Here is an 18,529-nt window from a genome sequence, read left to right on the forward strand (position 1 = left end):
CTAGCACGCGAGGCGGTTCGTCAGCGGCTGCGGGCACCGGCGCGGCTCCCCGTGCCGGTGCCCGTCCGGGTCAGGAGATACGGGTCAGCTTCGCCCCGAAGGACGGCTCGGACAAGTCGTTTTGCAGCGCAACCGGCGCCTTGACCCGACCGGGCCCGCTGCCCACGGTCACCTCGCCGACGACGGTGCCCGCCTTCGCCGTGTGCGGAATGGTTTTGCCGCCGTCACCGATCTTGATGTCGACGTTGAGCCCCGCCCAGCCGACCGCCTTCAGGTCCTTGGTGGCCACGACCGGAGTCGTACCGCCGAGACCGTCGTCCACCTGGCCGACGACATCGCCCTTCTTGATGACGGTTGCCGACGTGAGGGCGTCCTGCACGGTGGTGATCAGCTTGTAGCTCTCCGTCTGCGCCAGCTGGAGGCTGGCGTCCAGCGTGGTGGGCGCGCGCTGTTCGAGCACCACCCCGAGGATCCGCTGCTTCTTGCCGTCGATCGTCCGCACCGCGCCCCACATCAGCGCACCGCCGGCCGGGGTCGACGACCCGGTCTTGATGCCGATCACACCGGGCTTCACCAGCAGGTTGTTGTTGTTGTAGATCTTGCCGTCGAGACCGGGGATCTGCGTGTTGGGCGTCGCCACGACCTCGCGGAACGCCTCGGACTGCATCGCCGCCTTCGCCAGCTTGAGCTGGTCTTCCGCGGTGGACTTGGTCGTCTCCTTCAGCCCGCTGGGGTCCGTGTACGTGGTGTTCTTCATCCCCAGGCTCTTGGCCGCGTCGTTCATCTTCTTGGTGAACGCGTCGAGCGACCCCGCGTCCCAGCGGGCCAGCAGGCGGGCGATGTTGTTGCTGGAGTTGATCAGCAGCAGCTGGAGCAGCTGGTGCTGGGTGAACTTCTGCCCCTCCTCGACCGACGCCCGCGACTCGTCGGCCGACCCCGACTCCTCGGCCGCCGTCGCGTCGATCTTGATGCGCGGGCCCTCCGCACCGGCCTTCAGCGGATGGTTCTTGAGCACCACGTAGGCCGTCATCACCTTGGTGACACTGGCGATCGGCACCGGCTTCTGCGCCCCCGACGTGCCCAGGCTGCCCACGCCCTCGACCTCGGCCGCGGACTGGCCCTCGCCGGACCACGGCATGGCCAGCTTGTCGCCCTTGAACGCGTACGACTCGTCAGCCGTCAGCGTCAGCTCGGGATCCGGCAGCGGCCGCACCGCCTGGGCGATCGCCACGAGCACCACGAGCAGCAGCACCAGCGGCGTCCAGATCTTGACCCGCCGCACCGCCGTCCGGATCGGCGTCTCGGGCTTCGGCGGCCTGTTCGTCAGCTCCGCCAGCAGATCCAGCGGCGCGGGCTGCTTCCCGTCCGGCGTCTGCGGCGGCAGCGGCTGCTGCTTGGTGCGCTCGGTCTCCGGCAGCTCGCCCGGCTTCGCCGGAGCGGTGTCCGGCTTCGCCGGTGCCTTCGCCTTCTCGGGTGCCTTCGCCTTCGTGGAGGCGGGGGCGGGGGCGGGGTCGTCGGGGGAACGCAGCGGTACGAACTTGCTGGTGCGCTCGTTCTCGCCCTCGGACCGCTTGGTGCCCTTGCCGCTCTTGTCCGCGTCGCTCGGGAGCGCCTTGATCGCGGTGGTGGGCTGGTCGACGCCCGTCTTCTTCTCGGGGAGCACGCCGAACGCGGCGGTGGGCCGGTCGATCGGCTTGCCGTCCTCGTCCACCTTGGGCGCACGGAAGACGGCGGTCTTCTGGTCGACGGACCGGCCGGACGGCTTGTCGTCGCCGTCGCCGGACGCGGCCTTCTCCCCGCCCTCGTCGCCGTCGTCATCGGCCCCCGCCCACGCCGGACGCCGCCCACCGGAGGCACGCTTGCCGTCGCCGGACGCGCCCGAGCCGCCCTTGCCGTCGGCGGGGCGCTTGTCGTCACCGGACGCGCCCGAGTCGCCCTTGCCGCCGGCGGGGCGCTTGTCGTCACCGGACGCGCCCGAGCCGCCCTTGCCGCCGGCGGGGCGCTTGTCGTCACCGGACGCGCCCGAGCCGCGCTTGCCGCCGGACGCGGCGTCGTCGTCACGGTCGGCGTCCGCGGTCGCCTCGGCGTCGGAGTCCGTCTTCGGCGTACGGAACGCCGCGGTCTTCCGATCGACCGGCCCGTCCGACGACGTGTCGTCGGAGGCAGCGTCGCCATCGCTCTCGCCCTTGGCGCCGGAGTCGGCGTCCTCGCCGCCCGCGTCACCCTGGGCGGCCGAGTCGGCGTCCTCGCCGTCGACGGCAGCCCTCTCCGTACGAGACGCACCCGCACCCTCGGCGGCCGACGCACCCGCGTCGCCCTTGCCGCCGGAGTCGGCGTCGTCGTCGGACTCGGCGTCCGACGCAGCCTTAGCCCGGCCCTCATCGCCGTCGGCGTCGGCGACCACATCCGCCGTGCGGAACACCGCGGTCTTCCGATCGACCGGCCCGCCCGACGACGCGTCGTCCGAGGCAGCGTCACCCTCGGCGGCCGATTCGGCGTCCTCGTCCCCGACGTCGACGGCAGCCTTCTCCGTGCGGGACGCACCCGCGCCCTCGCCACCGGACGCGACCGAGTCACCCTTCACGCCGGACGCGGCGTCGCCGTCGCGGTCAACGTCCGACGTCGCCTCGGCGTCGGACGCGGCCTTGGTGCGGTCCTCATCACCGTCGGCGTCGGCGGCAGCCTTCTCCGTACGAGACGCACCCGCACCCTCGCCACCGGACGCGGCATCGCCGTCGGACGACGTGTCGTCCGAGGCAGCGTCACCCTCGGCCCCCGCGTCACCCTTCACGCCGGACGCGGCCTTCTCGGCGTCGTCGGCGTCCGCGTCGTCGTCGGCCTCGGCGTCCTTGCCGTCCGCGTCGGCGGGCACGTCCGTCGTACGGAGCGACGTCGTCCGCTGGTCGACCGGGGCGGCGTCGCCGTCAGCCTCCGCATCCGAATCCGCCTCCGCCTCGGCGTCCGGTTCGTCGGTCGCGACCCAGGCCGCGACGGCCTCGCGCAGGCGGGCGTCGCTTCCTTCCGGCTTGTCCGTCTCACCGGCTCCGCCGGACGTCGCCTCCGGCGAGGGCGCCTCGTCCTTGGGGCGGACCGGCAGCCCCGACTCCGTCTCCGCACCCTCCGGCTCCGCCGATTCGCTTTCGCGAACATCAGACGCATCGCGGTCACCGGCGGCTTCCGGACGTTCCGATTCCTCTTCCGCCGAGGCCGCGCCGGATTCGGCGACGGCGACCGACGCATGCCCGCCGTCGGCCTCCCGTTCCCGGAAGGCCGTGAGCCGCGGATCGCGTGCTCCCCTAGCCGTCTCCCCCGACGACTTCTGCTGATCCGACTTGCCGGGGGACTCGCCCGCCACCGATGCCTCCTCGATACGTCACACGGGACGCCGGGCGTCTCCTGACGCCGCGTCCCGCATTACAACCATCATCCAGTGTCCTGTGTGTCCGGCGCGCAGCCGTGCAACACCGCCGCCGGAGAGCGCCTCAAGGTGATCGCTCACCCGCTAGACGAGAAAGACATACCTACCGGTTCCCACCCAAATCCCCCAGGCACTCTCGACAGACCAATGTGGCAGGGGTCACCCTGTCATTCATCCACGCGGGGAGGCATGGATGGGCAGGAGCCGCAGAACAATTCCGGAGGAGCTTCTGCTGCTGGCCCTGGACCCGACCACGGGTACCACGGCGCAGCCGCAGTCGCTCGACCTCGGTCTGGCCGGGGCACAGCTAGTAGAGCTGGCCTTGGCCGGACGGATAGCCCCTGACGGGGATCGTATCGCCGTGGTGCTGCCACGGCCGACCGGAGATCCAACTCTGGACTCCGCACTGGAACTGCTGCGCCGTCGCGGCAGTCCGGTTCGGGCTGTCCACTGGATCGGCGGGCCCCGGCTGGGGCTGCGCCAGACGTATCTCACGCACCTGGAGCGGTGCGGCATGGTGCATGCCGTGGCGGGCCAGATGTGCGGGGTACTGCCGACGACTCGCTACCAGGCGACGGACACGGCGATCAGCCGGGAGATCAGGAACCGGCTGGACAGTGCGATCCGCACCGGCGTACCGCCGGACCCGCGGACCGCCGCGCTCGCCGCCCTGGCCCACGCGGTCGGGCTCGGCAAGCACTTGTATCCCGGGAACGAGGGGCGCTCCTCGCGCTCCAGGCTCCGGGATCTGATCAGGCACGACCCGATGGGCGGTCTGGTGGCGCACGCCGTGATGGACGTGCAGAACGGTGTCGCGGCGCAGCCACGGCGCGCACCGGCGCCTGGCCGACCGCCGGGAGCGCGCGCCGCGGAGCCCGCGGCCGGGGTTCCGGCGCAGCCGTCCCGCCGCGGGAGCATGGCCCGCGTCGGAGCGCGCTGACCCACCACCAGGAGGCCCCCAGGGCGCCTCAGGACGCCGCACAGCATGCGTGAGCGGCTCCGGGGTCCGGAGGACCTCCTCGAAGCACCACCGCGCACGACAGGGCACCACAGCGCACCACAGGGCACTTTTCCAGGGCACCGAACGGGCTCGCCAGAGCCCGCAGAACCGATACAGCACCAGCGAGCACCATTCCGCTCCACCGACCGCACCGCAGTCCCCACCGACCCGGTTCGGGAGCCGCTGAAGCGCGGGGTGGTGGGACGGCCGTTCCGGACGACCGGCCGTCCCGCCGCCCCGCGCGCGTGTTCGACCACCCTTTGTACGGTCTTTGTCGGGCCATTTCCCAGCGCGGCCGGGTCCGGTAGTGGCAGGCTGCTGAACAGCATGTATCAGCAGTACGAAGCCGGAGGTGCACGTCCCGTGACATCGAACGTCGGCCCCACTGTCCGGCGACGCCGGTTGGGCCAGGAACTGCGCAGGCTCCGCCAGGAGAAGGGCATGACGGCGGAGGAGGTGGCGGAGGAGCTGATGGTCTCCCAGTCGAAGATCAGCCGACTGGAGAACGGCCGTCGCAGCATCAGCCAGCGCGATGTGCGCGATCTCTGCCGTACGTACAAGGTCGAGGACAAGGCCCTGGTCGATTCCCTGATGCAAATGGCGAAGGAGTCGCGCCAGCAGGGGTGGTGGAACGCCTTCGGCGACGTCCCGTACAGCGTCTACATCGGCTTCGAGACGGACGCGGCGTCCCTGCGGGTCTACGAACCCCAGGTGATGCCGGGGCTGTTGCAGACCCCGGAGTACGCGGAGGCGGTCATCAGCGGGGCGCTGCCCGAGGTCGCCCCGGACCAGATCGCCCAGCGGGTGCAGGTGCGGCTGCGGCGGCAGGAGCGGATCACCGATCCGCTGACCCCGCTGCGGCTGTGGGCCGTGGTGGACGAGGCGGCGATGCGGCGCGTGGTGGGCAACCACAAGATCATGAGCGATCAGCTGGAGTACCTGGTCCGCATGAGCCACGAGCCGCATGTGACGGTGCAGGCACTGCCGTTCGGCATGGGCTCGCACCCGGGCATGAGCGGGCAGTTCACCATCCTGGAGTTCTCGGACGAGTCGGATACGAGCGTCGTCTATCTGGAGGGCGTCACGAGCGACCTCTACTTGGAGAAGCTCACCGATGTGCAGAGCTACAGCATGATGTACGAGCATCTGCGGGCCCAGGCGCTGAACGTGGACCAGAGCCGCCAGTTCATCACCGAGGTGGCGCAGGACCACGCGCGTCGGCACGGGGAGGGCTGACGACGCCGGTCGCGAGCGAGGGCGGAGCGTACACCTCCGTACCCTGCCGCGGAAGGGGCCAATGGAATATGCCACCCGGTCGAGTGAATGGCCACCTTTCCTGACGATGTTGACGAGTAACGTCGGCTTCGCCTCCAAACGGGGGTGCATCTCGTCAACAAAACGCATCGGAGCAATTGTGTCCATTCAGCAGGGAAAGACCAGTACCTGGGTGAAATCCTCGTACTCCGCAGGAAACGGCGCGTGCGTAGAGGTCGCCTCCCCGGTCGTCGACGAGATCGCCGTGCGCGACTCCAAGGACCCCCACGGACCGACGCTCAGCTTCACCCCCGCCTCCTGGTCGGCCTTCGTCGCCGATGTCCACGGCGGAGCCTTCGACCTCGGCTGATCCCGCTGTTCGACCGGCCGCGACCGTGCGGTCCGGCCCTGTAGAACCGCTGTTTCGCACCACAGCCACTGAGCCCTCTCGACCGGCCGCCGTCCCTGCCGAGAGGGCTCGTCGCATTTCGCTTTCCGTCGCTTTCATCGAAGCTCCGCGACGTATTGGTCCGTACCGGGAATCGTCGGAATGAACGGCGCGACGAATTCCACCCGGCCCAGTCCGGACCGCTCCACATCGGTGTCGAGACCCGTCAGGTATTCGTCCCAGCACATCCGTGGATCGCGCTGGAGGAACCAGAGCAGGGTCAGCCTGGTGTCGACGCCCTCCACCTGCTTGACGTACGCCATCCGGTCCGACGGCAGCGGGGTCGGGCGGAAGACGGTCACCATCGCGGCGGGCGAGCCGGCCAGGCGGCGGGGCAGATGGCGGGTCCGGAGCCACTCGAGCAGCTCGCCGCGCCGCTCGGGGCTCTCGCTCTCGACGACCTCCAGGACCAGCCCGGAGTAGGGGTGGTCCAGGGCGTGGTGGTCGCGCGGCCCGGCCGCCCCGTCCCGGTAGACGGTCGCCTCCCGGTCGTGGAAGGCCGTCAGGACGTGGGTGCGCTCCTGGAAGACCCGGCCGTCCCGGTTCAGCCGCTTGTTGATGCCGACCGTCCACCGCATGTGCTCCGCGTAGCGGTCCTCGGTGAGCCAGTAGACGGTGAGGTAGCAGCCCGCGGTGACCGGCTGGGCGACCGCCGACTTCTCCGGGTAGCGCAGACGCTGGAGGTCGCGGGTGGCGACCCAGCGGCGCCCGGCGTAGATCCAGGGCATGGCCATCGCGCCCGCGATGAAGTGGTCGTCCTCGTACCAGCGGTTGTACGCGTACTCATGGCCGGGATGCGGCTCGACCATCGTGATCAGGGCGTGCCCCGGGCGCACCCCGTAGGGGCCGACGGAGGCCAGTTCGCCATACCGCGCAGCGCATGTGTCCTCCAACTCGCCGCGGGTGTCTTCGCTCGCGTCGCTCGTCATGCCCATCAGGTGTAGCTGACGCAACGTCAGCTGTGGAGGGGTGCGGCACGATCCACGCCCCCTCGGCACACGATGCGGGCCGGGTATGGCCTTTCGTGGTCCGCACGCCTACCCTGACGCGGCGTCAGCCCCGAGGAGGCCCCATGCTGCGCGGCAGAACGGTCATCGTCTCCGGTGTCGGCCCCGGCCTCGGCCACCGCGTCGTCGCCGCCTGTCTGCGCGAGGGCGCCCAGGTGGTCCTCGGGGCGCGCACCGGGGAGCGGCTGGCCGAGACCGCGAAGGAGGTCGACCCGGACGGCACGCGCACCGCCCACCGGGCCACCGACATCGCGGACGAGGCCCAGTGCGAGGCGCTCGCCGCGCTCGCCCTGGACCGCTTCGGCCGGATCGACGCCGTCGTCAACGTGGCCGCGCTGGACAGTCACTTCGGCGGCCTGGAGGACGCCGACTTCGCGTCCTGGCAGCGCGTGGTGGACGTCAACCTGTTCGGGACGCTGCGGATGACCCGGGCCTGCCTCCCCGCGCTCAAACGGAACGGCGGCGCGGTGGTGCTCATCGGTACGCAGTCGTCGGTCGCCGCCCCCAGCGAGGTGCGGCAGGCCGCGTACGCGGCGTCCAAGGGGGCGCTCACCTCGGCGATGTACTCGCTCGCGCGCGAGGTGGGCCCGCACCGGATCCGGGTCAACACCGTGCAGCCCGGCTGGATGTGGGGGCCGCCGGTGCAGGCGTACGTCCAGTTCGCCGCGCACAGCGAGGGCGTACCCGAGGCCGAGATCGAGCAGCGGCTCGCGGGCCGGATGGCGCTGCCCGACCTGGCGACGGACGGCGACGTGGCGGAGGCCGCGGTATTCCTGGCCTCCGACCGGGCCCGGGCGATCACCGGACAGTCGCTGCTGGTGAACGCCGGTGAACTGATGCGTTAGCGCGACTCCTGTCCGGCCTTTCGGGATCCCGCTCCCGTACCGACCCCATCGATGCGTGGGCGTGCGTCTGACGAAGTGCCCGCTCATCGTGGATTCGCGGACGCGTGCACGACAACGCCTCGACGGGTCAAGAAACCGTAAAATCGTTCTTCTTTCTGACTTGCGTTCACACTCGTGACCTCTCGAACCCTTGACCGGCCACCCGGACAAGCGGTTCAATCCCGGAAGTACCCCGCTCCCGCTCGGGGGAACCGCCCCACGGAACGTCGCGGCGAAGTGCGCTCCCGTTCACAAGGCGGACCCCTGGGAGGGGACATGAACAGTCTCGACTGGGCTGTACTCATCGGCTACTTCGGCGTCATGGTCGCCATCGGCGTCTGGTCCCACAAACGCGTGGACAACGTCAGCGACTTCTTCACCGCCGGCGGCAAGATGCCCTGGTGGCTCTCGGGCATCTCGCACCACATGTCCGGCTACAGCGCCGTGATGTTCACCGGTTACGCGGCCATCGCCTACCAATACGGCGTCACTTCCTATGTCACCTGGTCCTTTCCCATCGCCATCGGCATCGCGATCGGCGCGAACCTCTTCGCGCCCCGCCTCAACCGGGTGCGCAGCAGACTGGGCGTCGCCTCGCCCCTCGAATATCTGAAGAACCGCTACAACCTGCCCACCCAGCAGGCGCTGGCCTGGTCCGGGGTGCTGCTGAAGATCGTGGACGTGGGCGCCAAGTGGGCCGCCATCGCCACCCTGCTCTCCATCTTCACCGGCGTCTCGCTCAACCAGGGCATCCTGATCACGGGCGCGGTCACCGCCGTCTACTGCACCGTCGGCGGGCTCTGGGCCGACGCGCTCACCGAACTCGGCCAGTTCGTCATCCAGTTCGTGGCGGGCATCGCGATGCTGATCGCCGTGCTCAACGAGCTGGACGGCTTCAGCACCTTCTGGACCGTCTGGGACGACCTGCCCGACAGCCACGCCGAGCCGACCGTCGGCCCGTACACGCTGATCTTCCTGCTCTCCTACCTCTTCATCAAGACCTTCGAGTACAACGGCGGCATGTGGAACCAGGCCCAGCGCTACATGGCCACCGACAGCGCCCACTCCGCCAAGCGCTCGGCCCGGCTGTCGGCCGTCCTGTGGTTCGTCTGGCCGCTGGTGCTGTTCTTCCCGATGTGGGTCGCGCCGCTGATCATCAAGACGGACAAGCCCGCCGACTCGTACGCGGAGATGGCCGAACACCTGCTGCCGCACGGTCTGCTGGGCCTGGTCATCGTCGGCTTCTTCTCGCACACCATGGCCATGTGCTCCTCGGACGCCAACGCGATCGCCGCGGTGGTGACCCGTGACATCATGCCCGCGATCTTCAAGTCCGTACGGCAGTGGAGCACCCGCACCGGGCTGCTCGCCGCCCGCTACACCACGCTGCTCTTCCTCGCCCTGTCGATGGGCATCGCCACCCAGGTGAACTCGCCCTTCTTCGGCGACATCATCACCGTCGTCATCAAATGGGTCGCCGGTCTGATGGGGCCGATCGCGATCCCGCTGATGCTCGGCATGCTGCGCGCCTTCCGCAAGTCCGGGCCGACGGCGGCGCTCACCAGCTGGGCCCTGGGCCTGATCGCCTTCTACCTGGTCAACTACCCGATCAACGAGGCGGTCGACGGCGGCGTCAACCTCGAGTACCAGGTCGCCGTCCCGCTCGCGGTCTCGCTCGTGCTCTTCATCGCCATCGGCTACCTGAAGCCGGAGGACACCCCCGAGCGCGACGCCATCCTCGCCTCGCTCAACTCGGACGGCGACGGACCGGGCTCGGCGGGTGCCGCGCGGACCGTTCCGGCGTCGGACACGACGGGCCGCACGAAGGTCTCGGGCGCGTCCGACTGACGCCCCGCCGCCCCCGTCGTACGGCGGCAGCGCCACCGGGCCCCGGCCACCCACTCGCTCCTGGGTGACCGGGGCCCGTGACTGTGACCCGTACAGGCAACCATTCCCCCAGGTGGGGCCATCATCCGGAATGAACTATCGTCGGCTGCCTGTGCCGTCTGCCGCCTCATGCACCTCTGGAGCGACCCTCGTGACCGCGACACAGATGATCACTCGGCGGCCCACGCTCTGCGCGGCGGTGTTCTGTCTGCTGTCGTTCACGGGCTTCTGGATCGCGCAGCGGGCCGCCGAGGTGTCCATGGTCGATCTGCTGGTCTACCAGGCCGAGGGCTGGACCGTACGCAATGCGGCGGATCTGTACGACATGCGGGCAAGCGTGCACCAGCTGCCCAATACCTATCCGCCGTTCGCGGCCATGCTGTTCACCCCGCTGACCCTCATGGGCACGGGCGTCCTGCGCACCTTCGGCACCGCCGTCAACCTGGCCCTGATGGTCGCCCTGGCCCACCTGTCCCTGCGGCTCGTGGCCCGCCCGCGCCGGGTGCCGCGCGCCGCCGCCGTCCTGGCCCTGGCCGGGGTCGCGGTGTGGTGCGAACCGGTGTGGACGACCCTGCGCTACGGCCAGATCAACTTGGCTGTCGCCGTCCTGGTGCTGTGGGACCTGACCCGCCCGACGGGCCACCGGTGGGCCGGGGTCGGCACCGGCATCGCCACCGGGATCAAGTTGACCCCCGGGCTCTTCATCGTCTTCCTCGCGGCCGCCGGGCTGATCGACGCGATCCGGCGGCTGCGTGCCGGGTGCGGGTTCCGGAGCGACCACCTGCGGCGGGCGGGCGTCGCCACGGCCGCCTTCGCCTGGACGGTCTGCCTGTCGGCGCTGGCGCTGCCGTACGACTCGCACCGCTTCTGGACCCAGGTCCTCTTCGCCACCGACCGGCCCGGCGACGTCGAGGGCGCGGGCAACCAGAACCTGCGCGGCGCCCTCGCCCGGGTGCTGCACACCCCCGACCCCGACCTGTGGTGGCTCGCCGCGGCCACAGTGATCGGCTGCGTCGGCCTGGCGACCGCCGTCGCCGCCCAGCTCGCCGACGACCGCGCCCTCCCGCACGCCCGCGCCTGGGCCGCCGTCAGCTGCGCCGTCACCGCCCTCATGGTCAGCCCGATCTCCTGGTCCCACCACTGGGTGTGGGCGCTCCCGATGATGCTGCTGCTCGCCGTCGAGACGGTCCGCCGGGCGTCCCGGGCCTGGGCGGGCTGCACGGCGCTGACCGGGCTGCTCTTCTGCTCCTTCATGATCTGGTACGCCCCGCACAGCATGAAAGAGCGCGTCGAGCTGCACCAGACGCCGCCCCAGATGCTGATGACCGCCGTCTACCCGATCATCGGCACCGTCTTCCTGGCGGTCGCGGCCCGGGTCACCTTCCGCGCCCCGCGCGGCGACACCCCGGGGCCTCCGCCCACGCCCCGCACCGTGGCGGGCGCGCCGGCGCGGACGTCGCGGCCGCTCACGCGCGCGGGTAGCGGCTGAGCCAGGCGGGCGCCGAGTTCTCGGGGCTGTGCAGGGCGGGGCCCTGGGTCATCTCCATCGCGAAGTCGTCCGCCAGCTCCAGGATCGTGCCGCGCCCCTCCACCTCGGCGAGCCACGCGGGCGGCAGCGCCGTCTCGCCGTGCAGCACGCCCAGCAGATTGCCGCAGATCGCCGCCGTGGAGTCGCTGTCCCCGCCGTGGTTGACGGCGAGCAGCAGACCATGCCGTACGTCCTCGGCCACCAGGGCGCAGTACAGCCCCATGGCCAGCGCCTCCTCGCCGGTCCAGCCCTCGCCGAGCGATTCGACGCGCTCGGGCGTCGGCAGCCCCTGGCGTACGGCGCCGAGTGCGCGCCGCAGCGCGTCCGTGGTCTCCTCGTGGCCGGGGCGGCCGGACAGATGGGCCAGGGCGCGCTGGACGGCGCCGTCCAGCGCCTCCCCCCGGGCCAGCCCGTGGACGATGAGGGCGAACGCGCCCGCCGCCAGGTATCCCGTGGGGTGGCCGTGGGTCTGGGCCGCGCACTCGATGGCCAGCTGGAACACCAGCTGCGGCTCCCACCCCACCAGCAGCCCGAACGGCGCGGACCGCATCACGGCGCCGCACCCCTTGGAGTCGGGGTTCTTGGGCGCCTCCAGGGTGCCCATGGTCGCGTCCCCGAGCCCGGTCAGGCAGGCCCGCCCCGGGGCACGCTGGGCGTACAGCCACTCCTCGCGGGCCAGCCAGCCGTCGTCCTCGCGGCGCTCGTCGGGGCCCCAGTCGCGCTGGGTGGCGTACCAGCGGCGGTGCGCGGAGTGGATGTCGGTGGGCGGATGCCAGGCGCCGGTGTCGCGGCGCACCTGGGCGCGTATCAGGCCGTCCACGGTGAACAGCGTCATCTGGGTGTCGTCGGTGACCGCGCCGCGCCGCCCGTACGCGGGCAGGAAGTCCGTCACGCCCTGCGGGCCGTGGTTCGCCCGGATGTCGGCCAGCGAGGAGAACTCCACGGCCGCCCCCAGGGCGTCCCCGATCGCCCCGCCGAGCAGACAGCCCCGTACCCGGCTGCGGAAGTCCTGCTGTTCGGCGCGGCCCCATACGCCGGTCGCTGCGCTGACGGTTGCGGTCACGACCTTTCCCCTTTTCTTCGATACGTGTATGGCCCGGGAGTGCCTTGAACTGTAATGGACACTCTTTGATCGCTTCTGGATGCCGTCAATAGGGCGACCCCTTGTGAAGGCGTCATCACGAATGATGCGGCGGACCGCCTCATTCCGAAATGGTGCACCGGATAACGGACAGCGGACATCGCGCACGACCGCTGAATGCACACGGATGAGGGCCCCGACCGGTACGGTCGGGGCCCTCATCATGCAAGCGTGTCGTTCCCGGTCAGGCGCGTTCCGGGGATCCGAGCAGTGCTGACGCCGCCTTGAGCGGAGTGTCGGCTGCGTCGGCTACGGATACGGGAACCGAACGGCAGGTGAAGCCCAGACGAGTCAGTGCTCGGGTGACCTCGTCGGCGGTGAAGTCACGGCGGTCCTGACGGGTGATGACCGCACCCACTTGTTTGACGGGGTAATGACGGCGGCCGATGATCACGAAGTCGCCCGTGACGGGTTCGGGTTTGATATCTGCCATCGCTTCCTGCACCTCACTCTTGATCAGATCGAAGGGGAAGCGGGCGATGACACAGCGCATAATGCCTCAACAAGGTCGAAGAGAAGGCGGAATTGGACGGTCGGCCGGAGAGATCAGCGGAGCCGTACCTGAGCGTCCGGTCCCGGACTTACGCGGCCGGGCCGAAGGTGGACCGCCGCTGCGAGGCCCCCGACCCCGTCCGGGTCGATCCGGCGGCGCGGCGGGCCCGGGCCGGGCGGCTACGCCGTCCCCGCGAGGAGGAGCCGCCGCGCTTGGCGCGTTCGACGACCGGCACGGCGATGGTGACGGGGATACCGGAGGGCGCCTGGGCGCCGGTGATCCGACTCAGTTCGGCTTCGCCGGAGCGGACCTTGGTGGTGTGCGGGGTGATGCCGGCCGTGCTCATGAGGCGGGTCATGTCACGGCGCTGGCCCGGCAGGACGAGGGTGACGACGCTGCCGGACTCGCCGGCCCGGGCGGTGCGGCCGCCGCGATGCAGGTAGTCCTTGTGGTCGCTGGGCGGGTCCACGTTGACGACGAGGTCGAGGTTGTCCACGTGGATGCCACGGGCCGCGACGTTGGTGGCCACCAGTACCGTCACATCGCCGGTCTTGAACTGGGCGAGCGTGCGGGTGCGCTGGGGCTGGGACTTGCCGCCGTGCAGTGCCGCGGCGCGGACGCCGCTGTTCAGCAGGTGCTGGGTGAGCCTGTCCACCGCGTGCTTGGTGTCGAGGAACATGATCACCCGGCCGTCGCGGGCGGCGATCTCCGTGGTGGTGGCGTGCTTGTCGGCGCTGTCGACGTGCAGCAGGTGGTGTTCCATCGTGGTGACGGCGCCCGCCGAGGGGTCGACGGAGTGGACCACCGGGTCGGCCAGGTAGCGCCGGACCAGAAGGTCGACATTGCGGTCCAAGGTGGCGGAGAAGAGCATCCGCTGCCCTTCGGGCCGAACCTGGTTCAGCAGGGCGGTCACCTGAGGCATGAAGCCCATGTCGGCCATCTGGTCCGCCTCGTCCAGCACGGTGATGCCGACCTGGTTCAGGTGGCAGTCACCACGGTCGATGAGGTCCTTGAGCCGCCCGGGGGTCGCGACGACGACTTCGGCTCCGCCGCGCAGAGCGCTGACCTGCCGACCGATCGCCATACCGCCGACGACCGTGGTCAGCCGCAGCTTCAGCGCCCGGGCGTAGGGGGCGAGCGCGTCGGTGACCTGCTGGGCCAGCTCCCGGGTGGGGACCAGGACCAGCCCCAGGGGCCGGCGGGGCTCGGCGCGCTGTCCGGCGGTGCGGGCCAGCAGGGCCAGGCCGAAGGCGAGGGTCTTGCCCGAGCCGGTGCGTCCACGGCCCAGGACGTCGCGGCCCGCGAGGGAGTTCGGCAGCGTGGCGCCCTGGATCGGGAACGGCACGGCCATGCCTTCCGCGGCCAGGGCCGCCAGCAGCGCGGGCGGCATGTCCAGCTCGGCGAAGGTCTCGGCCGGAGGCAGAGCGGGGGTCCGCGTGACGGGCAGGGCGAATTCACCCTGCGGCGCGGCGGGACGACGGCCGTTTCCACCGGAGCGGGGGCGGACGGAGCGGTTGTTCGTTCGGGCAGTGCGTTTCATGCGAACCTTCCTCGATGCGGTACGTTGAGGAATTCTCGGCAGCAGTAGGCCGCACATAAAAGAATCGCAAGAACGGACCGAATTCATGCTGCTGACGTTGAACGAAGCGAAAACGAGTTGGGGCCCGCACCCAAGGTGCGGGCCCCAACGTCGCTGTACGCGTCAGCGTCAGGCGGGAACGATGTTCTCGGCCTGCGGGCCCTTCTGGCCCTGCGTGAGGTCGAAGCTCACCTTCTGGCCCTCCTGCAACTCACGGAAGCCCTGGGCGGCGATGTTCGAGTAGTGGGCGAAGACGTCGGGGCCGCCACCGTCCTGCTCGATGAAGCCGAAGCCCTTTTCCGAGTTGAACCACTTCACGGTGCCAGTAGCCATGCCATATCTCCTTCGGGCGCAGTGCCCGGAGCCCACACTTTGCGGACCCCGCGTCGCCGCGATGATCGCCCCTCCGGAAATGCACCGGAAAATACAAAAGCATTCCCGCCGTGTGCGACGGCGAGGACGCTTGAAGTCTGGGAACCACAACTGCAACTGACAACGACAGTAGCACGGCACACCGGATCATGCACGGAAATCGACAGTCACCCTCGGCGAGGTAAAAACTCCTTGCCAATTCAGAGGCTATTTCTGCAGTCGCGGCATTACATATTGGGCATCGGCGGGGAGAACGCCGCCGAGGATCAGCGGATCACCGGGAAGACGGCCACGCGGTGGGCGGCGCCGGTGACGACCGAGGTCGCCGTCGCCGCGCCCGCACCTTCGCCTCCCCGGCCCCATGACCCGGGTCACCCTGGGCCTGTTGCGGCAATAGAGGTAAACCTGCATCGGCCGCAGTAGACATGTGGCGCTCCTGCGGCTACTGTTTCTCGCGTAGCCAACGACGTCAGTCAGGCGCGGCAGAGACGAACTGCCGCGAACGGAACACGGCACGACAGCGGAGTGGCGGGGCCGGGAAGTACGTAAAGGTCCCGCCACTGGCTGCCGGGCCGGGTGGCTCCAGGGCCACCACGTATGACGCACGACAGCAGTTCCAGCAAGAGCGGCGAGAGCAACAGGAGAGGAGGAGACGCCATCAGGATCGCCCGGGCACGGACCTCCTGGTCCGCTCGGGTACCGCAGGACCCGGATTGGAAGGTGGTCCCCGGTCACGCAACCGCGATCCCCGCACCCCGCCCCTCGGGCGGACAGCGGAAACAGAAGGCCGGTGCACATCGCCGGTAGATGGTGTTGAAACCCTCGGGGCCCTGGTGCCATAAGGCACCAGGGCTCCTCGACGCGTCCTACAGAGAGGTTCGATGAATTCAAAGCCCCGAGAGCGAGCCACCGACAAATTCGATGACGACGACTACCCGGCGTACACCATGGGCCGCGCCGCGGAGATGATCGGCGCCACACCCGCCTTCTTGCGGGCCGTCGGCGAAGCCCGCCTCATCGTCCCCCTGCGGTCCGAAGGGGGTCATCGCCGCTACTCCCGCTACCAGCTGCGCATCGCGGCACGCGTTCGCGAACTCGTCGACCAGGGCACTCCGATCGACGCCGCCTGCCGCATCGTCATACTCGAAGATCAGCTGGAAGAAGCCCAGCGGCTCAACGAAGAGCTGCGGAAGCCCGCCGCCGACTCGACTCAGCCCGACGGTTCCTGACCCCAGCCCAACCGGCCCACCGGCCCCGAGACGGCGGCAGGCCGCCCGGAGGCTTCTGGCGGAGGGTCCAATTCCCTTGTGGCGCCGGTCGCCTGAGGTATCGTCACCCGCATGGGAACTGGGGTGCTGCGCTGCGGGATATGTGGATCCAGTCGGCTGACCCCGGCCGGGCAGCTCAGGACGTACGAGAGCCAGACCAACCGCCTCCGCCTCAAGTTCCCCCGGCCACGCGCCTACAAGCTCCGTCCGGCGTTCGACGTCGATTTCGCCCGCGCCTGCCTCGACTGCGGCGCCCTGCTGCCGTTCCTCAGCGACGTGGACCTCAGCCGGCTCAACGAGGCGGCCGACAGCCTGACCGGCTACGACACCTAGAGCGCGACCCGGGCGGTTCAGCCGAGGGGGTCAGTCGGTGACGCCCAGGCGGAGGTGTTCGACGTGGTGGAGGGCCTGGTCGAGGAGTTCCGCCACGTGGTTGTCGTGGAGGGAGTAGACGACCGAGCGGCCCTGGCGGGTGCCGGTGACCAGGCCGAGGTTGCGGAGCAGGCGGAGTTGGTGGGAGCAGGCGGACTGCTGCATGCCGACGGCTTCGGCGAGTTCGGTGGCGGGGCAGGGGCCCTCGCGGAGGCGGGCCAGGATCAGCAGGCGGGACGGGGTGGCGAGGGCCTGGAGGGTGGCGGCGACCGTCGGGGCGTTCTCGGGGGTGAGCCGGGCGCGCGGGGCGGTGGCGTCACCGGCGGGGGGTTGTGCTCCATGGCCCATGGGCTCATCCTACGGACCACGCAACACATGAATGCTTGTTCAAGTGTTGGTGGTACGGTGTGCGGCCATGACCTCCACGCTCACCACCCGCTCCGCGCCCCCGACGGCCCGGCCGTCGACCGTGCCCCGTCGCCGTACCCGTGTGCTCGCCCTGCCGGAGGCCCGCTGGGCGCTGTCGGCGCTCGTGCTGTTCCTGGTCGCGCTGGCGGGGCAGCTGCTCGGTGCGCCCGAGTGGGTGTGGGAGCCGCTGTACGTCGCCGTGTATGTCACCGGGGGGTGGGAGCCGGGGCTGGAGGGGTTGAAGGCCCTCAAGGACAAGACGCTGGACGTGGATCTGCTGATGGTGGTCGCGGCGATCGGCGCGGCGGCCATCGGGCAGGTGCTGGACGGCGCGCTGCTGATCGTCATCTTCGCGACGTCCGGCGCCCTGGAGGCGGTCGCCACCGCGCGGACGGCCGACTCGGTGCGCGGGCTGCTGGACCTGGCGCCCGCGACCGCCACCCGGCTGCTGCCCGGCGGCGGCGAGGAGACGGTGGCCGCCGACGCGCTGGCGGTCGGGGACACGGTGCTGGTCCGGCCCGGGGAGCGGGTCGGGGCCGACGGGCGGGTGCTGGACGGGGCGAGCGAGGTCGATCAGGCCACCATCACGGGCGAGCCGCTGCCCGCGGCCAAGGCGCCCGGGGACGAGGTGTTCGCGGGGACCGTCAACGGCACCGGGGCGCTGCGGGTACGGGTCGAGCGAGACCCGTCGGACTCGGTGATCGCACGCATCGTGCGGATGGTCGAGGAGGCGTCGGAGACCAAGGCGCCCACGCAGTTGTTCATCGAGCGGGTCGAGCAGCGGTACTCGCTGGTAATGGTGGCCGCCACGCTCGCGCTGTTCGCGGTCCCGCTCGCCCTCGGTGCCGCGCTTCAGCCGACGCTGCTGCGCGCGATGACCTTCATGATCGTCGCGTCCCCGTGCGCGGTGGTGCTGGCCACCATGCCGCCGCTGCTCTCGGCCATCGCGAACGCCGGACGCCATGGCGTGCTGGTGAAGTCGGCCGTCGTCATGGAGCGTCTGGGGCAGGTGGACGCCGTCGCCCTGGACAAGACCGGCACCCTCACCGAGGGCACGCCCCGGGTGACCGAGGTGCGTCCGCTGCCCGGTTCGGGGCTGGACGAGGACGCGCTGCTGCGGCTCGCGGCCGCGGCCGAGCGGCCGAGCGAACACCCCCTGGCCCGCGCCGTCGTGGACGCGGCGCACGCCCGCGGGCTGCGGGTGCCGGACGCCGAGGGGTTCTCCTCCACGCCCGGGCTCGGCGTCACCGCGACCGTGGAGGGGCGCGAGGTGCGGGTCGGGGCGCCCGCCCGGCTCTGCCCCGAGGGCCACGCGGTCGTCGCCGAGGTGGAGGCGGAGGGCCGTACCGCCGTCGCCGTCCTCGCGGACGGCAGCCCGGCCGGGGTGCTCGGCCTCGCCGACCGGCTCCGCCCCGGCGCGGCGGAGGCGGTCGGCGGCCTCACCGCGCTGACCGGCACCGCGCCGGTGCT

16 protein-coding genes are annotated in these 18,529 nt (G+C 70.6%); 9 read left to right on the plus strand and 7 right to left on the minus strand.

All coding sequences use genetic code 11. The annotated features are described in order from the left end of the window. Window positions 1-70 precede the first annotated feature (70 nt). On the minus strand, window positions 71-3,355 hold the full coding sequence (locus EEJ42_RS30425; RefSeq protein WP_123105021.1) for a D-alanyl-D-alanine carboxypeptidase: 3,285 nt from the start codon (window positions 3,353-3,355) through the stop codon (window positions 71-73). Between the two features lie 256 nt (window positions 3,356-3,611). Between EEJ42_RS30425 and EEJ42_RS30430 the strand changes: the two genes are divergently transcribed. From EEJ42_RS30430 to EEJ42_RS30440, 3 genes are all read left to right on the plus strand, one after another. Then, window positions 3,612-4,358 (plus strand): GOLPH3/VPS74 family protein, encoded by a 747-nt coding sequence (locus EEJ42_RS30430; protein ID WP_063735990.1) that lies wholly within the window; start codon window positions 3,612-3,614, stop codon window positions 4,356-4,358. A gap of 423 nt (window positions 4,359-4,781) precedes the next feature. Then, on the plus strand, window positions 4,782-5,654 hold the full coding sequence (locus EEJ42_RS30435; protein WP_123105023.1) for a helix-turn-helix domain-containing protein: 873 nt from the start codon (window positions 4,782-4,784) through the stop codon (window positions 5,652-5,654). A gap of 178 nt (window positions 5,655-5,832) precedes the next feature. Next, window positions 5,833-6,042 carry a DUF397 domain-containing protein gene (locus tag EEJ42_RS30440; RefSeq protein ID WP_123105025.1) on the plus strand — a complete coding sequence of 70 codons (210 nt, stop codon included), beginning with the start codon at window positions 5,833-5,835 and terminating at the stop codon, window positions 6,040-6,042. 134 nt (window positions 6,043-6,176) lie between these two features. Here the strand turns inward: EEJ42_RS30440 and EEJ42_RS30445 are convergent, their stop codons facing one another. Then, entirely contained in the window at window positions 6,177-7,055 is an 879-nt protein-coding gene (locus EEJ42_RS30445) for a hypothetical protein (protein ID WP_123105027.1), read from the minus strand. Between the two features lie 137 nt (window positions 7,056-7,192). Here EEJ42_RS30445 and EEJ42_RS30450 point away from each other — a divergent pair, with 137 nt between their 5' ends. The 3 genes from EEJ42_RS30450 (at window position 7,193) to EEJ42_RS30460 (ending at window position 11,387) form a co-directional block, all read left to right on the plus strand. After that, window positions 7,193-7,972 (plus strand): SDR family oxidoreductase, encoded by a 780-nt coding sequence (locus EEJ42_RS30450; protein WP_123105029.1) that lies wholly within the window; start codon window positions 7,193-7,195, stop codon window positions 7,970-7,972. Between the two features lie 315 nt (window positions 7,973-8,287). Beyond that, window positions 8,288-9,859, plus strand: coding sequence for a sodium:solute symporter family protein (locus tag EEJ42_RS30455; RefSeq protein ID WP_123105031.1), 1,572 nt, complete (start codon window positions 8,288-8,290; stop codon window positions 9,857-9,859). A 190-nt stretch (window positions 9,860-10,049) separates the two neighbouring features. Beyond that, a complete protein-coding gene (locus EEJ42_RS30460; protein WP_342778346.1) occupies window positions 10,050-11,387 on the plus strand; it encodes a glycosyltransferase 87 family protein in 1,338 nt (445 codons plus the stop codon). Here EEJ42_RS30460 and EEJ42_RS30465 read toward each other — a convergent pair. The 4 genes from EEJ42_RS30465 to EEJ42_RS30480 form a co-directional block, all read right to left on the minus strand. Further along, window positions 11,365-12,489 carry an ADP-ribosylglycohydrolase family protein gene (locus EEJ42_RS30465; RefSeq protein ID WP_123105033.1) on the minus strand — a complete coding sequence of 375 codons (1,125 nt, stop codon included), beginning with the start codon at window positions 12,487-12,489 and terminating at the stop codon, window positions 11,365-11,367. The two genes, EEJ42_RS30460 and EEJ42_RS30465, sit on opposite strands and share 23 nt — an antisense overlap. 262 nt (window positions 12,490-12,751) lie before the next feature. Further along, window positions 12,752-13,060, minus strand: a complete 309-nt coding sequence (locus tag EEJ42_RS30470; RefSeq protein ID WP_123105035.1) for an SCO5918 family protein — start codon at window positions 13,058-13,060, stop codon at window positions 12,752-12,754. Between the two features lie 88 nt (window positions 13,061-13,148). Next, window positions 13,149-14,600 carry a DEAD/DEAH box helicase gene (locus EEJ42_RS30475; RefSeq protein ID WP_123105037.1) on the minus strand — a complete coding sequence of 484 codons (1,452 nt, stop codon included), beginning with the start codon at window positions 14,598-14,600 and terminating at the stop codon, window positions 13,149-13,151. A 168-nt stretch (window positions 14,601-14,768) separates the two neighbouring features. Next, the gene (locus EEJ42_RS30480; RefSeq protein ID WP_123105039.1) at window positions 14,769-14,972 is read right to left on the minus strand and encodes a cold-shock protein; all 204 of its coding nucleotides are present in this window, start codon (window positions 14,970-14,972) and stop codon (window positions 14,769-14,771) included. A 920-nt stretch (window positions 14,973-15,892) separates the two neighbouring features. Here EEJ42_RS30480 and EEJ42_RS30485 point away from each other — a divergent pair. Further along, entirely contained in the window at window positions 15,893-16,240 is a 348-nt protein-coding gene (locus tag EEJ42_RS30485; protein WP_123105041.1) for a MerR family transcriptional regulator, read from the plus strand. 111 nt (window positions 16,241-16,351) lie between these two features. Then, entirely contained in the window at window positions 16,352-16,612 is a 261-nt protein-coding gene (locus EEJ42_RS30490) for a hypothetical protein (RefSeq protein WP_148082050.1), read from the plus strand. 30 nt (window positions 16,613-16,642) lie between these two features. Here the strand turns inward: EEJ42_RS30490 and EEJ42_RS30495 are convergent, their stop codons facing one another. Then, window positions 16,643-16,999, minus strand: a complete 357-nt coding sequence (locus EEJ42_RS30495; RefSeq protein WP_009715718.1) for an ArsR/SmtB family transcription factor — start codon at window positions 16,997-16,999, stop codon at window positions 16,643-16,645. Window positions 17,000-17,066: 67 nt separating this feature from the next. Here EEJ42_RS30495 and EEJ42_RS30500 point away from each other — a divergent pair. Continuing rightward, the coding region (locus tag EEJ42_RS30500) for a heavy metal translocating P-type ATPase (RefSeq protein WP_123105045.1) at window positions 17,067-18,529 on the plus strand (1,463 nt) is incomplete at its 3' end.

The sequence above is a fragment of the Streptomyces botrytidirepellens genome, assembly GCF_003721215.1.
Classification (GTDB): domain Bacteria; phylum Actinomycetota; class Actinomycetes; order Streptomycetales; family Streptomycetaceae; genus Streptomyces; species Streptomyces himastatinicus.